The 23,344-nt window shown below is 27.9% G+C and carries 18 protein-coding genes and 1 tRNA gene; 2 read left to right on the forward strand and 17 right to left on the reverse strand.

Annotated features, from left to right (window positions below; all coding sequences use genetic code 4):
* Positions 1-20 precede the first annotated feature (20 nt).
* A complete protein-coding gene (locus tag EXC60_RS01015) occupies positions 21-368 on the forward strand; it encodes a YigZ family protein (RefSeq protein WP_024544178.1) in 348 nt (115 codons plus the stop codon).
* Here the strand turns inward: EXC60_RS01015 and EXC60_RS06130 are convergent.
* The 6 genes from EXC60_RS06130 to prfA all read right to left on the reverse strand — a co-directional run bounded on the left by EXC60_RS06130 (position 365) and on the right by prfA (position 6,903).
* A complete protein-coding gene (locus EXC60_RS06130) occupies positions 365-1,150 on the reverse strand; it encodes a PQ-loop domain-containing transporter (RefSeq protein ID WP_051327690.1) in 786 nt (261 codons plus the stop codon). The genes EXC60_RS01015 and EXC60_RS06130 overlap by 4 nt on opposite strands.
* Positions 1,151-1,245: 95 nt before the next feature.
* Entirely contained in the window at positions 1,246-3,111 is a 1,866-nt protein-coding gene (topA, locus tag EXC60_RS01025; RefSeq protein WP_024544176.1) for a type I DNA topoisomerase, read from the reverse strand.
* An 87-nt stretch (positions 3,112-3,198) separates the two neighbouring features.
* Positions 3,199-4,332: a molecular chaperone DnaJ gene (gene dnaJ, locus EXC60_RS01030; RefSeq protein WP_024544175.1), complete on the reverse strand. Its 1,134-nt coding sequence runs from the start codon at positions 4,330-4,332 to the stop codon at positions 3,199-3,201.
* A gap of 64 nt (positions 4,333-4,396) precedes the next feature.
* Positions 4,397-4,858: a hypothetical protein gene (locus EXC60_RS06135; RefSeq protein WP_024544174.1), complete on the reverse strand. Its 462-nt coding sequence runs from the start codon at positions 4,856-4,858 to the stop codon at positions 4,397-4,399.
* 256 nt (positions 4,859-5,114) lie between these two features.
* Entirely contained in the window at positions 5,115-5,819 is a 705-nt protein-coding gene (locus EXC60_RS06140; RefSeq protein ID WP_024544173.1) for a peptide chain release factor N(5)-glutamine methyltransferase, read from the reverse strand.
* 1 nt (position 5,820) lies between these two features.
* Positions 5,821-6,903, reverse strand: coding sequence for a peptide chain release factor 1 (prfA, locus tag EXC60_RS01045; RefSeq protein WP_024544172.1), 1,083 nt, complete (start codon positions 6,901-6,903; stop codon positions 5,821-5,823).
* 53 nt (positions 6,904-6,956) lie between these two features.
* Here prfA and EXC60_RS01050 point away from each other — a divergent pair.
* Positions 6,957-7,031 (forward strand) — tRNA-Thr (locus tag EXC60_RS01050).
* A gap of 77 nt (positions 7,032-7,108) precedes the next feature.
* Here EXC60_RS01050 and metG read toward each other — a convergent pair.
* From metG to EXC60_RS06155, 11 genes are all read right to left on the reverse strand, one after another.
* Positions 7,109-8,659, reverse strand: coding sequence for a methionine--tRNA ligase (metG, locus tag EXC60_RS01055; RefSeq protein ID WP_024544171.1), 1,551 nt, complete (start codon positions 8,657-8,659; stop codon positions 7,109-7,111).
* A 2-nt stretch (positions 8,660-8,661) separates the two neighbouring features.
* Entirely contained in the window at positions 8,662-9,441 is a 780-nt protein-coding gene (locus tag EXC60_RS01060) for a tRNA1(Val) (adenine(37)-N6)-methyltransferase (protein WP_029670596.1), read from the reverse strand.
* Between the two features lie 166 nt (positions 9,442-9,607).
* Positions 9,608-9,949 carry a hypothetical protein gene (locus EXC60_RS06145; RefSeq protein ID WP_024544169.1) on the reverse strand — a complete coding sequence of 114 codons (342 nt, stop codon included), beginning with the start codon at positions 9,947-9,949 and terminating at the stop codon, positions 9,608-9,610.
* 38 nt (positions 9,950-9,987) lie between these two features.
* Positions 9,988-10,287: a hypothetical protein gene (locus EXC60_RS01070; protein WP_024544168.1), complete on the reverse strand. Its 300-nt coding sequence runs from the start codon at positions 10,285-10,287 to the stop codon at positions 9,988-9,990.
* 320 nt (positions 10,288-10,607) lie between these two features.
* Entirely contained in the window at positions 10,608-15,011 is a 4,404-nt protein-coding gene (gene rpoC / locus EXC60_RS01075) for a DNA-directed RNA polymerase subunit beta' (protein ID WP_129619862.1), read from the reverse strand.
* On the reverse strand, positions 15,011-18,610 hold the full coding sequence (gene rpoB, locus EXC60_RS01080) for a DNA-directed RNA polymerase subunit beta (RefSeq protein ID WP_024544166.1): 3,600 nt from the start codon (positions 18,608-18,610) through the stop codon (positions 15,011-15,013). The genes rpoC and rpoB overlap by 1 nt, the downstream gene beginning before the upstream one ends.
* A gap of 142 nt (positions 18,611-18,752) precedes the next feature.
* The gene (rplL, locus tag EXC60_RS01085) at positions 18,753-19,124 is read right to left on the reverse strand and encodes a 50S ribosomal protein L7/L12 (RefSeq protein ID WP_024544165.1); all 372 of its coding nucleotides are present in this window, start codon (positions 19,122-19,124) and stop codon (positions 18,753-18,755) included.
* Between the two features lie 20 nt (positions 19,125-19,144).
* Complete coding sequence (gene rplJ / locus EXC60_RS01090; RefSeq protein ID WP_024544164.1) at positions 19,145-19,645, reverse strand: 50S ribosomal protein L10; 501 nt, start codon at positions 19,643-19,645, stop codon at positions 19,145-19,147.
* A gap of 145 nt (positions 19,646-19,790) precedes the next feature.
* On the reverse strand, positions 19,791-20,894 hold the full coding sequence (ychF, locus tag EXC60_RS01095) for a redox-regulated ATPase YchF (RefSeq protein WP_024544163.1): 1,104 nt from the start codon (positions 20,892-20,894) through the stop codon (positions 19,791-19,793).
* 9 nt (positions 20,895-20,903) lie between these two features.
* Positions 20,904-22,559 carry an MATE family efflux transporter gene (locus EXC60_RS06150; RefSeq protein ID WP_024544162.1) on the reverse strand — a complete coding sequence of 552 codons (1,656 nt, stop codon included), beginning with the start codon at positions 22,557-22,559 and terminating at the stop codon, positions 20,904-20,906.
* A gap of 10 nt (positions 22,560-22,569) precedes the next feature.
* A complete protein-coding gene (locus tag EXC60_RS06155; protein WP_024544161.1) occupies positions 22,570-23,337 on the reverse strand; it encodes a hypothetical protein in 768 nt (255 codons plus the stop codon).
* Positions 23,338-23,344 lie beyond the last annotated feature (7 nt).

The following is a 23,344-nucleotide window of genomic DNA, read 5'->3' on the forward strand; positions in this document are numbered from 1 at the left end:
AAAACATTTATAATTTAAATATGAAAATTTATGAGATCAAGAAATCGAAATTTATAGCTTATTTATATGATGTTTCTTCTAAAGAAGAAGTTAAGAAAATATATCAAGATTTAAAAATAGAACATAAAAAAGCAAGACATATAGTTTATGCATATTTAACTAACAATAATGGGACTGAATCTGGCGGTTATTCTGATGATAGAGAACCTAAAGGAACTGCGGGATTGCCATTATTTAACTTACTAAAAAATAAAAAAATCTCAAATAAAGCAATATTTATTGTGAGATATTTTGGTGGAATTAAGTTAGGTGCTTCGAATTTATTAAGAGCTTATATAACATCAGCAACGATGTTGTTTGAAGATTAACTAATTTTATTTTGATTTTGTAAATTGTTTTCTAAAGTTTGATTTTGTAATAAATTTGCTTTTTTAACTGAAATTCGATAGTTTAATATTGCAATAAATTGTGATGTATAAGTAATTATTGCAATAAATTGTCAAGCAATTGCGGGTGCTACTGCAATTCATGCATTTTTCATTGTTGCTTGATCAAGTTGAACATCATAAAATGGCTTCATGAAATAATAAATAACTCAACATGTATTGTTAAACATATACAAAAGTGGCATTCAAGGCGACAACCCTGCAAAGTTTTTCTTTTTCAAGTTAATAAAAAATTGTGGTAAGAAGGCAAATGTTGTTAATGAAGGTGCAATTGTTGCAACAATAGCTCTTTCTTTTTCTGGTAGTGTTGGAATTTTCTTGTTAGCGAATTCAACTCCATATCTTAAAGCATAATATTGTTGTGCAATAAATGCAGCAAATAAAATTGCTGATAAAATCATTAAAATTGTTATTCCAATAATAACTTTTATCATCATTTTTTTTGTTCTATCATCGCGATAATAATAAATGTAATACATTGTTGCAGAATATATCAAAATACATACAAAGTTTGCAACAAATACTTGCCAATAATCAGCTCCTGCAAAAAGGCCATAAATTACTCAAAGTAAAATACCAGCATAAAAGATTCAAAATGAAACATAATTTACTTTACCAGTTTTTTTGGTTTTAATTTGTTCTATCAATTGTGGAATACCGAGACCTATAGTAGCAATTGCTCCTAAGACTCCAAAAATTTGCATAAAAATATATAGCATAACCTTTTTATTATATATAAAAAATAAAAAATATAGGGTTTTACCCTACTAAATTTTAAAGTCAAATTTTTAGTCAATAACTATTTTTTAGTTGATTTTTTTCAAAATCTCTTTTTAGATTTTGCTTCTGAACCATCAATATTTCTTACATAATGGCAGGCAGGGAAATTACTGCATCCAATGAATTTTTGTTTTTTAGCTTTTGTATAACGATAAATTAGTTCACTACCACAGCTTGGACATTTCTCATTGACAAGTTCTTGTGGCAAGACTGAAATTTCAATAGTTTCAGTAGCATTAGCTAAGTGATTATTAAATTTGTTTCAAAATTCTTCCATTAAGTTTTTATAATCGATTTTTCCTTCAGAAATTTCATCAAGTTTCTCTTCAACTTGTGCAGTATATTCTTCAGTAATAGTTTCAGGAAACCCACTAATTAATTTTTCATTAACCAGCATCCCAAAAGTTGTGGGATGTAATGAATTATTAACAGTTGTTACAAACAATCTCTTTTTAATTAAAGAAACTGTTGTTGCAAATGTTGAAGGGCGCCCAACTTTAATATCATCTAACATTTTAATTAAACTACCATCATTGTATCTAGCGGGTGGTTGAGTTTCTTTATCTTCACGAATATATTCCTTAACATCAAGTTTTTGACCAATTTCATATTCAGGAATATTTTTATCTTCTTCATAACCTAAAACTTTATAATAGCCATCAAATGTTACTTTTGAAAATGACATTCTAAAAAATGAATTAATATGATCTGAATAATTTAAAAGTTCATATGAAAAAATTTGACGAACAGGAGTTGTCATTAATGCACAAAGTGTATGATTATAAATTAATGTATAAACATTAAAATTAACATCTGATAAATTATATTTTTCTTTAGCTTCTAATGGAGTTAAATAAATATCAGTTGGTCTTATAGCTTCATGGGCATCTTGATCGCCAGAAAATCCTTTGATTTCATTAGCAACATATTCTTTTCCATATTTTTCAGTAATATATGATTTTGCTTTAGCAATAAAAGATGCACTTAATCTAGTAGAATCTGTTCTTGGATAAGAAATAAGTCCAGTTTCAAATAAATTTTGCGCAGCAGATTGAACAACTTGCGATGAATATTTAGCTTCTTTATACAAAATTGATTGTTTAAAAGGAATAATTTGAGGTTCTTTACGCGAACTATTTTTTTTGTTTATTACTTCTAAAGTTTTATTTTTGTTAATAGTTTCAAACAAAGATTCAATTTTATCTGGTCTAATTCAGGTATTATCGTTATCAAAATCTTTATTTTCAGGATAATAAAATACTGCAACAGAATCATCAATTAAGGAAGCTTCTATTTTTGAATATAAAACTGGGATAAAATTTTGAATTAATTTTTCGCGATCACAAACTAATTTTAAAGCAATTGATTGCACTCTACCAGCTGATGGAATTGTTGGTGCATTTTTAATTTTTTCTTTCATTAAATTTGAAAGTTTAAAACCAATAATACGGTCTAACATTCTTCTAGTTTTTTGCGCTTTAACTAAATTTTGATCAATTTCTAATGGATTTTTGATTGCATTTTCAATTGCTTCTTTAGTAATTTCGTTGTATTTGATTCTTTTATATTTATTTTCAACTTTAAGAATGTTAACTAAATTTTGTGCAATTGCTTCACCTTCACGGTCGGGGTCAGTTGCAACTAAGACTTCATCAGCATCTTTAACAGCTTCTTTTAAATCTTTAATAACTGCAGATTTTGCTGCATCAATTGACATAATAGGTTCTCAATTTTCAAAGTCAATTCCCAAGCGATATTCACCTCTTGTAGTTGACATTTTTAAAATATGACCAACAGATGACATAACCTTATAATCATCACCTAAATATTTTTGAATGGTATTAACTTTATTTGGTGATTCAACTATTAATAATTTGTTGCTCATATCCTCTCCTTAGTCAAAATAATATTATTATAATAGCATAATTTACTAACTTGTTCGTTAATAGAATTTAATTTTTGCATAAAAAAACTAGAATTTTTCTAGTCATTTTTTGTATGTATCATCATCAATTTCTGAAAATAAATCTTTCATTTTTGACATATTAGTTTTTGTGGTTTTAGGTAAATAAGGTTTTAATTTAACTATTAAATTTCCTTTTCTACGACTATTTAAAATTGGAAATCCATAACCATCTAATTTTATTGTTCCATCAAGTTGAATTGAAGAATTTAATTTAATTTTAGTTTTTCCATAAGGTGTAGGAATAATTAATTCATTTTCATTGATAAAATCTTTAATAGAAACTGGAACATCTAATAAAATGTCACTATTTTCCCTTATAAAATAAGGGTGAGATCTTACTTTAATTAAGATATACAAATCACCGTTTTTTCCTCCATTTAATGAAGGCATTCCATAACCATTTAAGACAAGTGATTGTCCTGACATAATGCCACCAGGAATATCTAAAGATTCAGTAACTTCTTTAGTTTCGTACCCGCTGCCACGACATATATGACAAGCTTTAGAAACTATTTTTCCTTTACCATAGCAAACATCACAAGTAGCGATAGTACTAAAAACAGCAACTCTTTTTTCTATTTGACCTCTACCATTACATGCAGAACATGTTTTAAAATCGCTAGGAGTATCTGCGCCTGTACCGCGACAATTTGAACATAAAAATGTTCGATTAATTTTTATTTCTTTTTTAGCACCTAATACTGATTCTAAGAAATCAATTGTTAGTTGCATTTGTATATCTGAGCCACGTGATTTTGCATTTGAAGTTCTTCCTCTTCCGAAATCTGAAAAGCCTGAAAATCCACTAAAAATGTCTTCAAAAGGATTTGAAGAACTACTAAATGAGTCATTGAATGACTTAAAGAAATCTGCAAATATATCTTCAGCTGCTGATGTAGAAAATCCGCTTTGATCAAAAGCATTATGTCCATATTTATCATATTTTGCTCTTTTGTCAGGGTCTGATAAAACTTCATATGCTTCAGAAACTTCTTTAAATTTTTCTTCAGCATCTGGCTCTTTATTTCTATCAGGGTGATATTTCATTGCTAATTTACGATAGGCAGATTTAATTTCTTTTTCATTGGCAGTTTTAGAAATACCTAAAACTTCATAATAATCACGTTTATTTTTATTCATAGTAAAAAAATTTTAGCACTTTTTTACGGCGAGTGCTAAAATTTCTAAATTTTGTATTTTTAGGCTATTTTTCAAAGCCATTTCTAAATGAAGTTATTTTTGAAACATAATTTTTGTGTGCTTTAACAACATAATAAATTCTAAAAATATAAGGAATATTTAATAATAGGAAATTAAATACGAATGCAATAAAAATTATTAATGTAAATTCATTTGCAATAGATAAAAATAACTGAAAAATTAGAAGAGTATTTATTAAAACATCAAAGATTGTGTCAACTATGATTTTTGAAATATATTGTTTGTTGGTAATCAATTTGGATGAAACTAATTTATTTATAAAAATTAATGGAAAAAATGAAAATAAAAGTTTATTGGCATTAGCTTTTAAAGCACAAATTTGTATCACATATAGTGAAATAAAAATGATAATTGTTGGTAGTGAAATTTCTAAGAAAAGTGTTCATCAAAGACTAATACTAAATTCCTTTTTGGCTTCAGGAAGTCAATCTAAAGGTTTTATCAATTCGCTGCTGAAAACTGAATAGACAAATAAAATAATAAATATTGATAGCAACGCAAATATTAAAGTTACATTCAAAATAATTAATAAGGTTTTACTTTTCTTTTATAAATTTGACGTTTTTTCCTCTTTTCATAAAAAATTTTATCAAATCTAGAATTTATTAATTTCTTGACAAAAATAGTTAGCAGAAAAACTGATATTATAATAAAAAAGTCGACATCTTGGTTAAATGTCAACTTCTAAAAGTTCAATAAAATTACAAATCTTTTTGTTTTAAAATTGCAATTCTTTCTTTACCATTAATATCTTTTTTTATTAAAGTTTTTGGATATATTTCAAGCAATTTAGCAGCATTTATTGGGTCAATTTCAAAAATTAATAATCCATTTTCTTTAAGATACATTTTTGCTTCATTTAAAATCTCACGATATGCGCCAAAACCTTCTTCAGAAGCAAATAATGCTTTCTTAGGTTCATAAGAAAGTGATTTAGGATAAGGTTTTTTATCATCTAAATAAGGAGGATTTGAAACAATTAAATCAAAAGTACCTGAGACATTTGAAAATCAAGTTGATTTAATAATCGAAACATCTTCTAAATGGTTTTTCTTTGCATTAACTTTTGTTTGTGCAATGGCCGCAGTACTAACATCAACCATAGTTACATTGCATCCAACATTTTTCTTAATAGCAAGACCAATAAAACCACAGCCGCAGCCTAAATCCAAAACATTTGAATCTTTATTTATATGCTTGTAGCATTCTAAAATTACTTCCTCAGTTTCATATCTAGGAATTAAAACATTATTATGAATGTTTAAATAAACATCCTGAAAAATTTGAAATCCAATAATTTTTTGAACAGGATAATCTTTTTTTAGTAATTTACGTTCATGATTTGAGATTGTTGGTTCAAGATTGTATTTTCTTTTTTCTCTTAGCAAAACTTCTTCATCAATCATTTTATTTTCCCCCTGATTGTTCTAATTTTTGTCTTTTTTCATCAGCAATTAATGCATCAATTATTTTATTAAGTCCACCATCCATAACAATTTTTAAAGACGTTGACATTCCAATTCTATGATCAGTAATCCGGTCTTGTGGATAATTATAAGTCCTTATTTTTTCAGATCTATCACCAGTACCTGCTAATTTTCTAATGCTTTCTTCTTGTTCTTGCATTTTTTGCATTTCAATTTCATAAAGCTTACTTTTTAGCATTTTCATTGCAGTTTCACGGTTCATAATTTGACTTCTTTCATCTTGTGAAGTCACAACAATTCCGGTCTTTTTATGAATTATTCTTACAGCTGAATCTGTTGTGTTAACAGATTGACCTCCAGCACCTGAACTTCTAAAAACATTAACTTCAATATCTTCAGGTTTAATTTCAATATTAATAGTTTCATCAATTTCAGGAATTACAGTAACAGTTGCAGTTGATGTATGAACACGTCCTTGAGTTTCAGTTGCAGGTACTCTTTGAACACGATGCACTCCTCGCTCAAATTTAAATTTAGAAAAAACTTTTTCACCTTTAACTAAAAAAACAATTTGTGAAAAACCACCAGCTGTACCATATGTTGAATCAACAATGTTTAATTTAAAACCTTCATTTTCACAATATTTTTGATACATTTTAAACAAATCACCAGAAAAAATGTTTGCTTCATCACCACCAGCAGCACCTCTAATTTCAACAAAGACATTTAATTTATCATTTTCATCTTGTGGAAGCATTAATTCCTTTAATTTTTCTTCTAAGTCAAGCATTTTTTGTTCACATGAAGCAATATCATCTTTAGCTAATGCAATTAATTCTTCATCTTTTTCTAAGTTAAGCAATTCTTTTGCATCAATATATTCTTTTTCTAGACTAAGAAATTTCAAAAAATTTTGATAAATTTCTTCTAAATTGCTTTGCTCTTTATTAATTTGATTATATTTCTTAATATCATTAAAAACAGCAGGGTCAAGTAACTGCTTCGAAAAGTTTTCATACTTATCTTTGATAGATAATAATGAGACATACATTGTTTTTTCCATAATTAATTAATTATAACAAATTTACTATATAATAACTATGTTTAAGTTCCTAAGCCGTCTTAGCTCAGGGGTAGAGCACTTCCATGGTAAGGAAGGGGTCGCTGGTTCAATTCCAGTAGACGGCACCATTTCTTAAATTCTTAAGACTTATAAAATTTCAAAAAAGATCAGACATATAGTCTGATTTTTCAATTTCTATTTTTTATTATTTAGTAATTCTTGGAAATAAAATTTCTGTTACTGTTATTTTTTTATTATCAAACATATCAAATGAAAATTTTTGATTATTTTTAACATTTAAAAATGCAAAAGCCTTAGACATTTTGTTAGGCAAAATAATTGAAAAATATGATGCGATTTGATATATTCCTAACAATAACGTGTTTAAAACAACGTTCAATCTTGTTAAATCATTTTTTAGTTTTCAAGGCTCAGTTTTGTCAATATATTCATTCAAATTTGATGAAAATTCAACAACATATTTAAATGCCTTATCGATATAATAATTTGACATTTCGAAATCAAAATTTTTCTTCAAAGTTTCAATTTTTTCAAAAATTTTCTTATCAATTTCTAATATGTTTTTTTGGTCAAATTTCGTTCCATTAGGAAATGATTGATTAACCATTTTTGCAACTCTATTTAACAAGTTTCCAAAATTATTTGACAAATCAGCATTTAAAACGTTAATTAACATCTCCTCAGAATATGAAAAATCATTGTCAATATTAATTTGTGTAGCAAAGAAATATTTTATTTCTTCTGCACCATATTTTTTTATTAAAGGAATTGGTTCAATTACATTTCCTTTAGATTTTGACATTTTGCCTTCTGGTGTAATAATTCATGAGTGAATAATTTCTTTGGTTGGTAAATTTAAATCTAATGATTTTAAAAAGATTGGCCAATAAATTGCATGAAATCTTGCAATTTCTTTACCTAAGACATGTATTCTTTCATCACCATTTGCTCAATATTTTTCATATAAACTATCATCTTCTTCAGAATAATTTAATGTACTTAAATAAGAAAATAAAGCATCAAGTCAAACATATATAACATGTTGAGGTTCTTTAATATTAGTTTTGCTGATTTTAATTCCTCAATCAAAACTAACTCTAGTAATGGATAAATCTTCTAAACCTTTATTAATAAAGTTATTTAATAGTTCCTTTGTAGTTGATTTGTTTGACAAAAAATTGGGATTACTTAGAAAAAATTCTTTTATTCATTTTTCTAACTTAGACATCTTAAAGAAATAACTTTCTTCTTTGATTTCTTTTAGCAAATGTCCTGAAATTGGATGATAAAAATTGCCGTCATCTTTTTTTAATGCTTGACTAATTGTTAGAAATTCTTCATCATCAACAGAATATAAGCCTTCATAATATCCTTTGTAAATGTATCCTTTTTCTAACATTTTGTTAAAAACTAAATTAACAATTCTTTCATGTTCTTCATTTGTTGTTCTTGAAAAATAATCGTAATCAATTTGTAACAAGTTTCATAAGTCAATAAATTTTTGAGCTTCATTATCAACATATTTTTTAGGTTCTAAATTTAAAGATAAAGCTTTCTTTTGAATTTTTTGTCCATGTTCATCAATGCCAACGCTGAAGAAAGTGTCATAACCTAACATTTTTTTATAGTTACGATATACTCAAGCCAATGTTGTAGTTAAAACATGTCCAATATGTAAATTTCCACTTGGATAATAGATTGGTGTTGTAATATAAAATGTTTTTTTAGTTTTCATATTTATTTCCTTTTCTCAACTTTAATAGGTGAATATAATTTTTTAATTTCTTCAGTATATTCATGATTGTGAATATCATCATAATGCAAGTATAAGTTTTTTTCGAATTTTGTGCCTCAACCAGAATTAAATCTAGATTCTATCATACAAAATTTAGGTATCTCATTTACTCTGGTATAAATAAGTTGTATTCTTTTAGGCTCAAAATTGTATTTTCTTAACAAACAAATAATATCAATATATCTAGCCATTGGTAAAACTAATGTTAAATAGCCTTTTTGCTCTATGATTTTTGATGAATTTTCAACAAGTTGTTCTAATGTTAATGTTATTTCATGAGTTGCAAGTTTTTTAGCATAAGTTGTATTTTTTCGATCTACATTATAATTTTCATTGTAATAAGGTGGGTTTGCAATAATTGCAGAATATTTTTTAGCAAGTTTATTACCACATTTAAATGCATATTCTTTTACATAAACATTAAAATCACCTTCAATAACATTAATTTGATTTTCTAGTTTATTAAATTTAACATTTTTTTGAGCCAATGTGACTGCATCATGTTGAATTTCTAATGCATCAATGGTAATTTCCTTACATCTTGAAGCTATAAAAATTGATAAGGCTCCATTATTAGTGCCGACTTCTAAGATGTTTGAAACATTGCGATTGATTGAAAAAAAATTACCTAGCATAATGGTATCCACTGAATAACTAAACATATTTTTATCTTGATAAACAAATAAATTTCCACTAAATCCTAAATTATTTTTTTTAATCATTTTGGTCCCTAATTTATTGATAATTTTACTCTAAAACTTTAAATTTTGAATGCTGAATATTTTATGTTTTATTTGAAAAATAAAAAAGGCAAGTTGCCAAGCTTACCTTATAAACATTTTTTACTTTAGTAAATCTAATATACTTTCAAGTTGTTTGCAAAATTCATTATGCATATCAGCATGTCATATTTTGGCAAATATTTTTGTTCTTTAGATGAAGATTTTTTGCAATTTCATATACAAATTTCGCTGCATTCAAGAATAATGGGCCCATAATGTATGTTTCATTTAAATCTACTCAAGAAACAATAGTATTAAATAAATCATTAGTAACATAAGAATCATTTTCATTCAAAAATTTTCTAAAAATACCAGCTATTGAAGCCAAAATTTCCGAAACTTTGTCTTGAATTTCTTTAAGTAGTTGTTTAAACAATTCTAATGACTTGATTATGTCAGCTAATGAATTTATGTTGTTCATTTCTTTGGCAACATTATCTAAATGCATTTTTAGGGTATCATCATTTGATCAATTATTTTGTTTTATTAACCTTGTGAAACTTGATATAACATCGCAAAAAATTCTTTTAATTTTTTGGTTTGTTTATTACTTGTTTTTAAAAATGGTAAAGTTTTTTCAAAAACAATTGTTTTAAAGTTCAAATTGTAAAATTCTAGAAATAATTGAGAATTTTTAACAATATTTTCTTTATATTTTCTAAATTCAGATTTTACTTTTATTTTGTCATCTTCCTTTAGCTCTTTTAATACATCCTGATATTTCTTTTCAGCTTTTGCAATAACACCATTTTCAGCATTATATGCATTTTCGATTTTTAAAATCATATCGTTTAATTCAGCTAAAGCTTTATTTATTCTATTTTGAGTTTGCTTCTGTTCCTACATTTTTTTATTACAAGAAACTCCTACAAAAGACATAGCGGTAAATGACATAGTTACTTAGGGTTAATTTAATTATTTTTTTCATATTAATCCTTTCAATAAAAATAAATATGGGTTTATTATAACAAATGCTTTTTGAACAATTAATATTATTTTATAAAATTCAATTTATCTCTAAAATTAAGGCGTTTTTTGCAAATAAAAAAATGTAACAATTTGATTTTCATACCAAAAAGTTACATTTGTTTTTTTTAAATTATTTGTTAATTTTCATCATCTGAATAAGTTGCATTTTCTTCATCTTCAACAACATTAGCTTGTTCATTAACATCAATTTCATTTTCGTGAATATTTTCGTTTTGATCAACTTGAAAATCTTCTTCTGAAATTTCATATGGACTTGGAGTAAATTCTAAATATTCGCTTTCAGAATTTCCATCAGCATATGATTGGAAGTATTTTATAGAAGGACGAATATCATATTTTGAATTTTTTTCAAATGGATATAGAGAAGTTCCAGCAGGAATTTTCTTTCCAATAATTATATTTTCTTTAAGGCCTAACAAATTGTCTGTTCTTGAAGAAATTGCAGCATGAACTAAAATCTTTGAAGTTTCTTGATATGATGCAGCTGATAAGAATGAATCTGATAATAAAGGAACTTGTTTTGCACCTTTAATAACAACTTTTCCATAAGCAGGTTTTAGGTTTTGTGCAAGTAGACTTGCATTTTCTTCTTGATAGTCGAAAATATCAACAATAGCACCTGCAAAAAATTTAGAATCGCCAGGATTGGTAATAATTACTTTAGACATCATTTGACGAATAATAATTTCAATATATTTGTCAGAAATTGCAATACCTTGAATACGATAAATTCTTTGAATTTCTTTTAGTAAATAGTTTTGAACAGTTAGAATGTCTGTCAATTCTAATAATTCTTTTAGAATAATAGGACCTTCAGATAATTTTTGTCCAATTCTAACATGATCGCCAACTTTAACTCTCAATTTTTTGTTAGTTTGAACATGAACTTTTTCAATTTCATGAACATCATTTTCATTAACAAAATCAATATGAACTAGATATGAGTTTGCATCTTTTTCATTCTTTTCAATTTTTGTTATAACACCTTCACGAGGTGAAATTTTTGCAGGATGTCCTCAAGGTTGTTCGTGAGCATCAATAAGTTCAATCAATCTCGCAAAACCACCAGTAATATCTTCTTCACCAGCAACACCACCAGTATGGAAGGTACGCATGGTAAGTTGTGTACCAGGTTCACCAATTGATTGTGCTGCAATAATTCCAACAGCTTCTCCAATGTTAACAAGTCTATTGGTTGCTAAATCTTTACCAAAACACATTTTGCATACACCATTTTTAGTGTTGCAGCCTAAGATTGAACGAATTTCAACTTCGGTATATCCTTCAGCAATAATTTGTTGGGCAATTTTATCAGTAATAATTTCGTTACGATCAACAATCAATTCTTCATTATTTTTACGATAAATTGGTTTATTACTATAACGTCCAATAATTCTTTCTGCTAAAGGAACAATAATTTGCTTGGTTTTTGTATCAGCAATTTCTCTAGCAATATAACCATAATCAGAACCACAATTTTCTTCTCTAACAACAATGTTTTGAGCAACATCAACTAAACGACGGGTTAAATAACCTGATTTTGCAGTGTTTAATGCAGTATCGGTAAGCCCTTTACGAGCACCGTGAGTTGATGAATAAAATTCGAATGCAGTAAGACCTTCAATAAATGAAGATTTAACAGGAACTTCAACAGTTGAACGAACAACTCTATCGTTTCTAGCATCGGCTTTTGTGGTTTTAGTGTTATTAGCCATAAGTCCACGCATACCAGCAAGTTGAACGTAGTTAGAAATATTACCACGAGCACCAGAATTAATCATTGTAATAACAGGGTTATTTGGATTTTCTTTAATGATTTGTTCTAGTTCTTTTTGAATATTATCTTTAACTTCGGTTCATTTCTTAATCGTTAATGAATATCTTTCATCGTCGGTAATCATACCTTCTTCATAATATTCTCTTAACTTAGCAATATATTCATCGCCTGAAGCTAAATATTCATTTTTCTTGTTAGTTTCTAAAATATCTGAATAAGAAATTGAGATACCAGAAATTGTTGAATATTTAAATCCAAGTTCTTTAATATCATCCAAAATTGAAGCGACAATGTTTGTATATCTAAATCAAACCTTGTCTAAAATTTCAGCTTTTTCTTTTGGAGATAATGGAATATCCGCATTATTTAATGTACGATCACGACTAGCAGCAAGAGTTTTTTCAGTTTCTTGTTGGGTAAATGCACCTAATAAAATAGCATGTTCACGGTTAATTTTCTTACCATCATATGCATCTAAGTTGAAATATTCTAATAAAACATTTGATAGTTCAATGTCATTTAGTTTGTCAATTATAGTAGCAACACTTTGTAAGTTAACGATTGCAACATATTTATCAAATACATGACGAATGATTCTTGCAATGTTTTTCTTATTAAATGCTGATAGCAAAGGTAATGTTTTAATATATTTAACAATATCAGTTCCAGCAGGAACAATATAAGGTGCAATTGTCTTATTATAATCATCTAATGAAGGAGATTTTCCAACTTCATTATTGAAAATAAATGGGAAGCTTTCAGGAAAAATGTTGTTAAAAATAAATTTACCAACAGTTGAAATGATATATTGAGGTTTCGAACTTTGATTAAATAGTTTTAAGCTTTTTACTTTTGCAAGAGGTAATGCAACACGTGCATGTAATGAAACTTTTTTAGCTTCATAAGCTCTTAACATATGATCAAAGTCGTTAAATACTTTACCTTCACCTAAAGCATTTTCTTGTTCAATAGTTAGATAATAAACGCCTAAAACCATATCTTGTGATGGGTTAATAATAGGTTCACCATCTTTAGGACCTAAAATGTTTTTATTAGCTAACATTAATTCTCTAGCCTCTAATAAAGCTTGTTCTGAAATAGGAACATGAACGGCCATTTGGTCACCATCAAAGTCAGCGTTGAATGGTGTACATACTAATGGATGTAATTTAATAGCCTTTCCTCTAACTAAAACAGGTTCAAAAGCTTGAATTGATAAACGGTGTAATGTAGGTGCACGGTTTAATAAGACTAATCTTCCTTTAATAGCATCAGCAACATATGGTCAAATAACTGGATCTTGATCTTCAATCATTTTCTTAGCTTGTTTAACAGTTGTTGCTTCATTTTTAGCAATTAAATCATGAATAATTCAAGGTTCAAACAATTTTGCAGCCATTTCACGTGGAATACCACATTGATACATTTTAAGTTCAGGACCAACAACAATTACAGAACGGCCAGAATAGTCAACACGTTTTCCTAATAAGTTTTGTCTAAAGCGACCTTTTTTACCAGTTAAGGCATCTGAAATTGACTTAAATGGACGATTGTCTTTTGAAAGCACAGGATTTGGTGATTTTCTTGCATTATCAATTAAAGCATCAACTGCTTCTTGAATCATTCTAAGTTCGTTTTGGACAACTAATGTTGGAGCATCTTTTTCTTGTCATTGTTTCAAACGGTTGTTTCTAATAATAACTCTACGGTAAAGTTCATTAATATCAGAAGTTGAATGACGTCCACCATCAAGTTGAATTAAAGGACGCAAGTCAGCAGGAATAACAGGTAGATTGTAAATTAACATACTTGTTGGATCTTGATGTGATTCAATAAATGCATTAATAACTTGTAAACGTTTGTAAAGTTTTTCTCTAACTTGTTTAGCAGATGCAGTTTGTTTATTTTCTAATTCTTCATCATTAATTTTTTTGATTTCAGCACTAACTTTATTTTTTTCTTCTTGCAAATTAATATTTTTTAGTAAATATTCAATTGCAGCAGCACCAGTACCAATTTTAGCATCAGTATAATGTTCAATAACTTCATTGATTTCGTAAAAATCAATTCCATAATCTTGACCAATTTTTGAAGTTGCTTTTTCAATTAAAGCATCATAAATTTCTTTAATATCTTCGTATTCTTCAGAACCTTTTTCGTATCTGGCTAATAATTCTTCTAAAGCATCTTTATAAATTTTTGCAGCTTCATTAATATCAATAATTGTGTTTTTTGGTAATGATTTTAACCCACCATTTTCTAAAACAATATGACTCTTGTAATAAATTAAATTTTCAAGGTCAATTCTTTTTACAGGTTCATGATTCTTACCAAAAGTTAAACCTAAAAGTTTATAAATAATTGAGTGATCTACTTTATAAAATCAAAAATGGACAACAGGACTATTTAGTTTAATATGTCCCATGTGGTTACGACGTGAGATTTTAGGTAAAATTTCAACCTTTTCTTGTTTACACAATTCAGTTCTTGTACAAAATGAACCTTCATTAATCTTTTTGTATTTGAAACCACAAATTGGACAACGATAATCGATCATTGGACCAAAAATTATTTCATCAAAAAGCCCGCCACGTTCTGGTTTATAACTTTTATAGTTAATAGTTTCAGGTTTTGTAACCTCACCATGTGATCAAGTTTCAACATCATTAGCAGTTGCAAGGGCAAGAGAAATTTTTGAAATTCTATCGCCGTCTAATGTTGCATATTTTCTAGATTTTTTCATTATTCTCCACTCCCTTCAATTTCTTGATAGTATTTAGTATCAACACGAAGATCATTTTCATCAACTTCGCCATGTTCATTTTTTTCATGAGCTTCCAATTTGATTCCTAATCCTCTAAGTTCGTAAGCTAAAACGTTAAATGATTCAGGCATACCAGGTTTTGGTAATTTTGTGCCTTTAGCTAAAGCATTATATAGTTGGTTTCTTCCAATAATATTATCTGATTTGTAAGTTAATAGTTCTTGTAAGACATTTGCTGCACCGTAAGATTCAATAGCTCATGTTTCCATTTCACCAAATCTTTGACCACCATTTTGACTCTTTCCACCAAGTGGTTGTTGAGTAATTAATGAGTAAGGGCCAACTGAACGTGAGTGCATTTTGTCATCAACCATGTGGTAAAGTTTTAGATAATACATAATTCCAACAGAAATTGGGTGGTCAAATTTTTCTCCAGTTTGGCCATCATAAACATAAGTTTTTCCAGATGTATCAACTTTAGCTTCTTCTAAAATTTCTTTAATTTGGTTATGAGTAATTCCATCAAAAACAGGAGTTACGAATTTAACACCCAATTTTTTAGCAGCAAGTCCTAAGTGTAATTCTAAGATTTGACCTATGTTCATACGTGAAGGAACACCTTGTGGGTTTAAAACAATATCAAGAGGAGTTCCATCTTCTAAATAAGGCATATCTTCAACAGGTAGAACAATTGAAACAACACCTTTATTTCCATGACGTCCAGCCATCTTGTCGCCGACTCTAATCTTACGTTTTTGTGCAATTGAAACTTTGACAATTTTTTCAATACCATCTTCTAGTTGGTCACCAAATTCACGAGTTAAAACTTCAACTGCAACAACAGTTCCATTATGACCATGTTTTACTTTTAGTGATGTGTCTTTACGATTAACTGATTTTTGTCCAAAAATTGCAGCCATAAGTTTTTCTTCAGGAGTTGGGTTGTCTTCACCTTTAGGAGAAGTACGACCTACTAAAATATCTCCTGCTGTTACTTCAGAACCGATTCTAACAATTCCATCTTCATTTAAAAATCTCTTTGAATAATTTGAAGCATTTGGAATGTCTGAAGTTAGAATATCTTCACCAGCTTTTGAGTGTCTAAATTGAATGGTTTGTTCTTCAATGTGAATTGAAGTATAAACATCATCTTTAACTAATCTTTCTGATAAAACAACAGCATCTTCATAATTATATCCATGTCAAGTTGAAAATCCAACTAAAACATTTCTACCTAAAGCCATTTCACCATCTTTCATAGATGGACCATCAACAAGTAAATCGCCTTTTTTAATTTCTTGACCAACTTTAACCAAAGGAATTTGATGAATTAAAGTTCCTTGGTTTGATCTTTCAAATGTCCTTAGATAGTAAGTGTCTGCTTTTTTGCCTTCAAAAGGCATAATTTTAATTTGAGTTGCATCAACGTAAGTAACAATACCATCAGTATTTGACCTAATATTAGTTGATGAGAATTTTGCAATATCAGCTTCAACACCAGTTGCTACTAATGGAGCTTCTGGTTTAATAACAGGAACTGCTTGACGTTGCATGTTTGCACCCATAAGCGCACGGTTAGCATCATCATTTTCCAAAAATGGAATTGCAGAAGCTGCAATCGAAATCATTTGACGGTTTGAAACACCAATATAATCAATATCATCAGCATTTGCCTCAACATATTCATTATTTTTTCTAGCCATAACAACATCGTCAATAATAATATTATTTTCAATTTTGACAGTTGATTGTGCAATAACCATTCCCATTTCTTCAATCGCTGTTAAATAATGAGGTTTAGAAAAATCAACTTTTCTATTATTAACTTTGAAATATGGAGTTTGAATAAATCCATATTTATCAATTTGAGCAAACGAAGCTAAGTTTAAGATAAGTCCAATGTTTGGCCCTTCGGGAGTTTCAATAGGACAAATTCTTCCATAATGAGTTGGGTGAACATCCCGAACTTCAAATTGTGCAGTATCACGGTTAAGACCTCTAGGTCCTAATGATGTGATTCTACGTTTGTTTGAAATTTCAGCTAATGGATTACATTGATCCATAAATTGTGAAAGTTTTGAAGTATTAAAGAATGATTTAAATTGGTTAAAGATAGGTTTGTTGTTAGTTACATTTTTAGGTGTAATTTTTTCTAGATCTTTAGTTGCAATTCTTTCTTTAGTATTTTTTTCTAGTTTAATAAGTCCAACTCTAAATTGATATTGTAAAAGTTCACCAATTGTCACAATTCTTTTGTTAATTAATGAGTCTGGGTCATCATCAACGCCAACATTTTCTAATAAATTGAAATAATATGAAATTGTTGCAATAATATCAGGAACAATTAAAAAATGTTCATCAGAAGTAGGATCATTTCCTAAAACAATAACTTTTTTATCTTCATTCATATCATTTTCAGTAGGATAAATTTCAACTTTAGGAACATATAATCTAATATGTAATTTGTCATTACCTTCAACTTCAAGTTGTGAACCATAAACTGATTCTTCAACATCAGGTAAACGTCACATTGGGATAATTCCCATTTCAAATTCTTTGTGAATTTGTTTAGCTAAATTAAAATCAATAAATTTACCTTTTTCATGTAAAAGTTCACCATCTTTTGAATATAAATCACATGCAAGATATGAATTTAAAATTCTTTCAATAACATTTAATTTACGGTTTAATGTAAATCTACCAGTTTCTGTTAGATTGTATCTTCTAGCATTGAATAATGTTAAAGGAATTAAATTCTTAACACTTTCAGCAGTCATCCGATCACCTTTTCTAATTAAACGGTAGATTGCTTCTTGTGCTTCTTGGGTAATTTTTTCAATATTGCCATCTTCAACATAAATTTTGTCACGTTTAAATGTTTCTTTAAGTACATTGTTTTTTCCAAACATTGTATAAATTCCAGCTTTGGTAAACCCTAATGCTTTTAAGAAAATTGTTAAATAAAATGATTTATTTTTATCAATTGTAATTTTTACAGAATCAGGTGTTGCTGATGTTACTTTATGATAAATTTCAACTCATGAACCTAGTTGTGGAATAATTTCAACTTTGTTAAATAAGTCATTTGCTTGTTTATTTCTAACTCCAACACCAAAATAAGCACCAGTTGAACGAATAAGTTGTGAAACAATAACTTTTTCCGAACCATTAATGAAAAATGAACCACCATAGGTCATAATAGGAATTTCTGCAAAAACAACTTCCGCTTCTTCAACTTCACCAGTTTGAATGTTAGTTTGTCTTAATTTTGCTTTTAATTTTCCAACATAGGTTGAACCTTTTTTCTTAGCTTCTCTGATACAATCAAATTCTGATTTTTTAGGAACTTCAAATTTTGCAGTGTTATGCAAATAGTCAATTCTTACTTTTCCAGCGGCTTCAATTGGATAGATATTTCTAAGTTCATTTTCAATATCTTCTTTAATAAATTTTTCAACTGATACTCTTTGCATTTCCAAAAAGTCAGGAGTATCGAATTTTTTTTGTGAAATAGAATAATCGCGTCTTAGAGTTGTAGGACCAAATTTTCTAACTTCATATTTTGAATTTTGTGTCATATATTGACCTCATTTGTTGTAATGTATTTTTTGTTTAAATTTGTGGGATTTAGTTTTTTGGTGTTACATACACACGTATATGCATATGCGCATATTTGAAAAAGAAAAAGTGGCTTATAAAAGCCTTAATTTTCTATGTTAATTAGTCAAGTGTAACTTCTGCTTTCACTTCTAATAATTTAGCTTTAATAGCTTCAGCTTCTTCTTTCTTAACATTTTCTTTTAGAACAACAGGTGCTGATTCAACTAATTTTTTAGCATCCATAAGTCCTAAACCTAATAAATCTTTAACCGCTTTAATAACATTTAGTTTGTTTCCACCATCTGATTTTAAAGTGATGTTAAAGGTTGATTTTTCTTCTTTAGCTTCAGCAGCAGGTGCTGCGGCTGCAACTGCAACAGCAGTAGGGTCAATTCCAAATTCTTCTTTTAGACCATTAACAAGTTCCATAACTTCTTTAATGTTCATTTCTTTTAATGCAGCAACAAAGTCTGCTTTTGTAATTTTTGCCATAATATTTTCTCCTAAAATAATTATTCAGATTTAATTTTGCCTTCTTCAATAAGCATATTTAAGCCTACCGCAAGATTTTTTAAAGGGTTTAGCAATGAACCGCCAAGCATCATAAGTGCTTCTTCATATGATGGAAGTTTTGAGATTTCAATTAAACTATTTGCATCAACTACTTTGTTTTCATAAATACCTGAAACAATTTTCAATGCAGGGAAGTCTTTTTGAAATGCTACAAGCGCTTTGATTGCACTAAGATCATCTTCTTTAGCAAATGCATAGATATTTTGTTCTAATAAAGTTTTGTTAATTGCTTCAAAGCCTAGTGCTTTGGTAGCATGTTTAACAAGTCTATTTTTATAAACCTTTAGAAAAACACCTTTTTCTGCAAGTGCTTGTCTAATTTTTTGTAAACTAACAACATTTAGAGTTTTGTAGTTTGCAACAATTAAACACTTAGATTCTTTAAGATTTTTAGTAATTTCATCAACTACTAAAGTTTTTTTATCTCTAAGAGCACTCATTTAGTTCTCCTTAATTTTTGATTTTAATTATGCAATACGAAAATAAAAGTAAACATATTAGGTAACAAATTAAGCTTATTACGCAGTTACTGTCTTCATATATTGCGTGCTTATTATAACATAATAATTTTAAATTGTAAAAAAACTATTTAACAATTCTAAAATAGCAAACATCACCATCTTGCATCAAATAGTTTCGACCTTCAATATTCATTTTTCCTGCTTCTTTGCAGCCTTTTTCACCATTATATTTAATATAGTCTTCATATTTAATGATTTCTGCTTTAACAAATTTTTTCTCAAAGTCAGTGTGAATGATTCCAGCACATTCTGCTGCATTTTGCCCTTTTCTAAAAACTCAAGCTTTTGCTTCAATTTCACCCGCTGTAAAATAAGTTGCTTGATTTAATAAATAAAAACTTTGTTTGATAATTTGTTTAACACCTGATTCAGAAATGTTATATTCACTTAAAAAAATTTGTTTTTCGTCATCTGAAAAAGTTGATAGTTCTTGTTCAATCTTGATGCAAATTGGAATTAAAATTTCATTTTTTTCATCTAAATATTTCTTAAGGGTTTGAAAATGTGCTGCATTATTTAAATCTTTAAAATTGTTTGTATCTAAATTAGCAACATAAATTGTTGGTTTGAATGTTAAAAGTTGATATGACTTAATTATTTTTAATTCATCTTCATTAAATTCTAAAGAACGAACAAGTTTTTCTTGTTGCAAGCATTCTCTTAATTTTAAAGCTAAAGCAAATTCTTGTTTTAATTCTTTATCTTGCGAATTTTGTGCTTTTTTGCCAATTCTATTGATAACATTTTCAATGGTTTGCAAATCAGCTAAAATAAGTTCTAAATTGATTGTGTTTAAATCATCAAGCGGGTTGATTTTATTATTAACATGAACTACATTATTATTTTCAAAACATCTAATAACATGAACTATTGCATCAACTTCTCTAATGTTAGTTAGAAATTTATTACCAAGTCCTTCACCTTGAGATGCGCCTTTAACTAACCCTGCAATATCTACAAATTGAAATGTTGCCGGAACTATTTTTTTTGTATTTACAATCTTTGCTAAATTGTTTAGTCTTTCGTCTTCTAAATTGACAATTGCAATGTTTGGTTCAATTGTTGTAAATGGGTAATTTGCAGCTTCTGCTTCATGCAAAGTTAATGCTGAAAATAGTGTACTTTTTCCAACATTTGGAAGTCCAACAATTCCTGCTTTTAATGACATTTTTACTCCTTAACTAATTTTTAAATTTACATTATTTACTAAATCTTTTTTAGTTTTACCAATATCTAATTTATTATTAAAATCATTTGTATTTTTGTTTTCAGTTTCTTCTGTAATATTTCTTTTTCAATCAACTTTGTAAGCAACAACTTCAAAAATGATTAAGCGAATAAAATCAAATGAATAAAATAAGAAATAAGCTATTGGTAAAGTAATTACATTTGAGTGATGTCTTACAATTGCAAAAGCAATAATTACTAATCAAACAAATGACAAAGTGTTTGCAATTAAAGTTACAAATGCACTTAAATAACTACGACCTCCCGCTCTAATTAAAGCAGCTGAAGTATAAAACCAACATCATAATGGGTTGAAAGCAACTGCTGTATAACATGACCTTAAAAAGTTTAATCTAAAGGTTTCAATTGTTTCTTTTGCTCTTTCATTAATAAATGCTTGTGTAATATCACTAGCACTTAAGATCTGTGGAAATTCAGCTTTAATTTTTGCTAAATTAGTTGGATCTTGAAAATATTTAATAGTATTTTTTTCAACTCCGCCTGTGATTAAAGGCGTATAAGCAATTCCATAAATAGCACCTAAAATAATAAGTGACATAAAAATGCCACATAACGTGTGAAATCCTTTTAGTGCATGAGCATGTTTTTCAGCTTCTTTAAAATTGCCTTGACCTAATTGCATTGCAACAAAATATGAAACGTTACTTGAGCATGCACTAGTAACAGCAGATGCAATTGATGATAAACTTTCAACTAAACCTAAAATTGTTACACCACTAATTCCCATTCACACTTTTCCAACACTGTCTTGAGGATATGCTCTACTTCACAAGAAAGTCCTTAAAGGAATTGTAATCATTGCTCCAATCATTAAAATCATTGATGGAACTCTTTTTAAAATTTGAATAGCAATTGGTTTTGAAATTTTAAAAAGATTTTTTGGATTAACAAAAATTGCACGATCTTTGTAATATAAAAATAACATGTCACTTACTAAACAAATTACTCCACTAATAATTGAACCTATGGCTGCATAATATGCAGGTTTTTTGAACACGTATAAAAACAATGCATTTAGTAAAACATTTGAGAATAAAGTTAGAGATGAAGAAACAAGAGCATATTTTGAATGGCCTACTTCATTTAATAACATATTGGTATTGAAGCTATATGTTGTAACAAGTCATGAAATTGTAATTAAAAGTAAATATTTGTTTGCTATATCTAAGGTTGCAGCATGAACATTTGCACCGCCAACTGCCTTAATCATTATGCTCGGATTAATTCAGGAAGGTAAACACAATGAAATTGCAATAACTACAAAAGTTCATATTCTCATTCCCATAACTTGATTGACTTTGTCATATTCTTTTTTGCCATAATACTGACCAACAAACATTGCAGCAATTCCTTGAATTGCAAAGAAGACTGTATAAATAATTGAAGTTCAAGTATTTGCATAAGTTAAAGCATCAATTGCTTTAGGCAAATGACTTACCATAAAATTGTCTAAAAATCCATTGACACAAAACAAAATTTCACCAACAATAATTGGCAATGTTTTAGAAAAATATAATCGTCAATCGTTCCTAGATTGAGGAAAATGTTTTTTCACAAAATTTTGCTTTTGTGTTTTTGTTTGCATAAATTTCCTTTTATAAAGTTCAAATTTTTTCTTTAATCTCGCTTACAGTTAATTTGTTATCCAATTTTAGGGTTTTAATTGATTTTAGTAATTCTTTTTTAACATTTAATTCTTTCATTAGAGACTTTAACTCTTCAGGATGTTGTTCAACATAAATCATTTTGTTAACATCATCCTTTGAATAATTTCTAAGTTCTCTAAATAACGTTTTACGATCTAATTTAATAAAATATTTAAGTTTTTTATCATTACTTCTTAAATTTTTTAGACTACTTACATAAAATCAATATCCTGCAAATGAAGCAATTGCTCCATTACTATCACTCATATTTTTAAAGATGGTTTCTTTATATTCATCACCAGCAAAAATTTTTTTGGTTTTTTTTCAATAAATTTCTTTAAAAACTTTTGCAGTCAATTTTGATAGAGAAACTGTTTGATTTTCAATTAATGGTTTAACTAAATTATTAGGAAATAATTTTTTAATGCATTTGGTTTCTAAGACTGGATTATGTCCAATGAAAATAACATTGTTAATGTCAACTTTACTATTAATTTTTTTAATATCTGACATAATAAATTTACGTAAAATAGTTCAAATTGAAACTAAACTATTATGCATCTTAAAATCCATAATAAAAGTTTTAACTTCAAATTGATTTTTGTCATTTAATAAACCTAATGTGTAAGCAAATGGAGTTCCACTAGGTAAATTTAAAAGTCTAGCAAATGGATTGGTTATTGCTTCAAAATCAATATAAACAACAACTTTTTCCATTTTTAAC

It is taken from the genome of Metamycoplasma salivarium (assembly GCF_900660445.2).
Lineage (GTDB): Bacteria > Bacillota_I > Bacilli_A > Mycoplasmatales > Metamycoplasmataceae > Metamycoplasma > Metamycoplasma salivarium.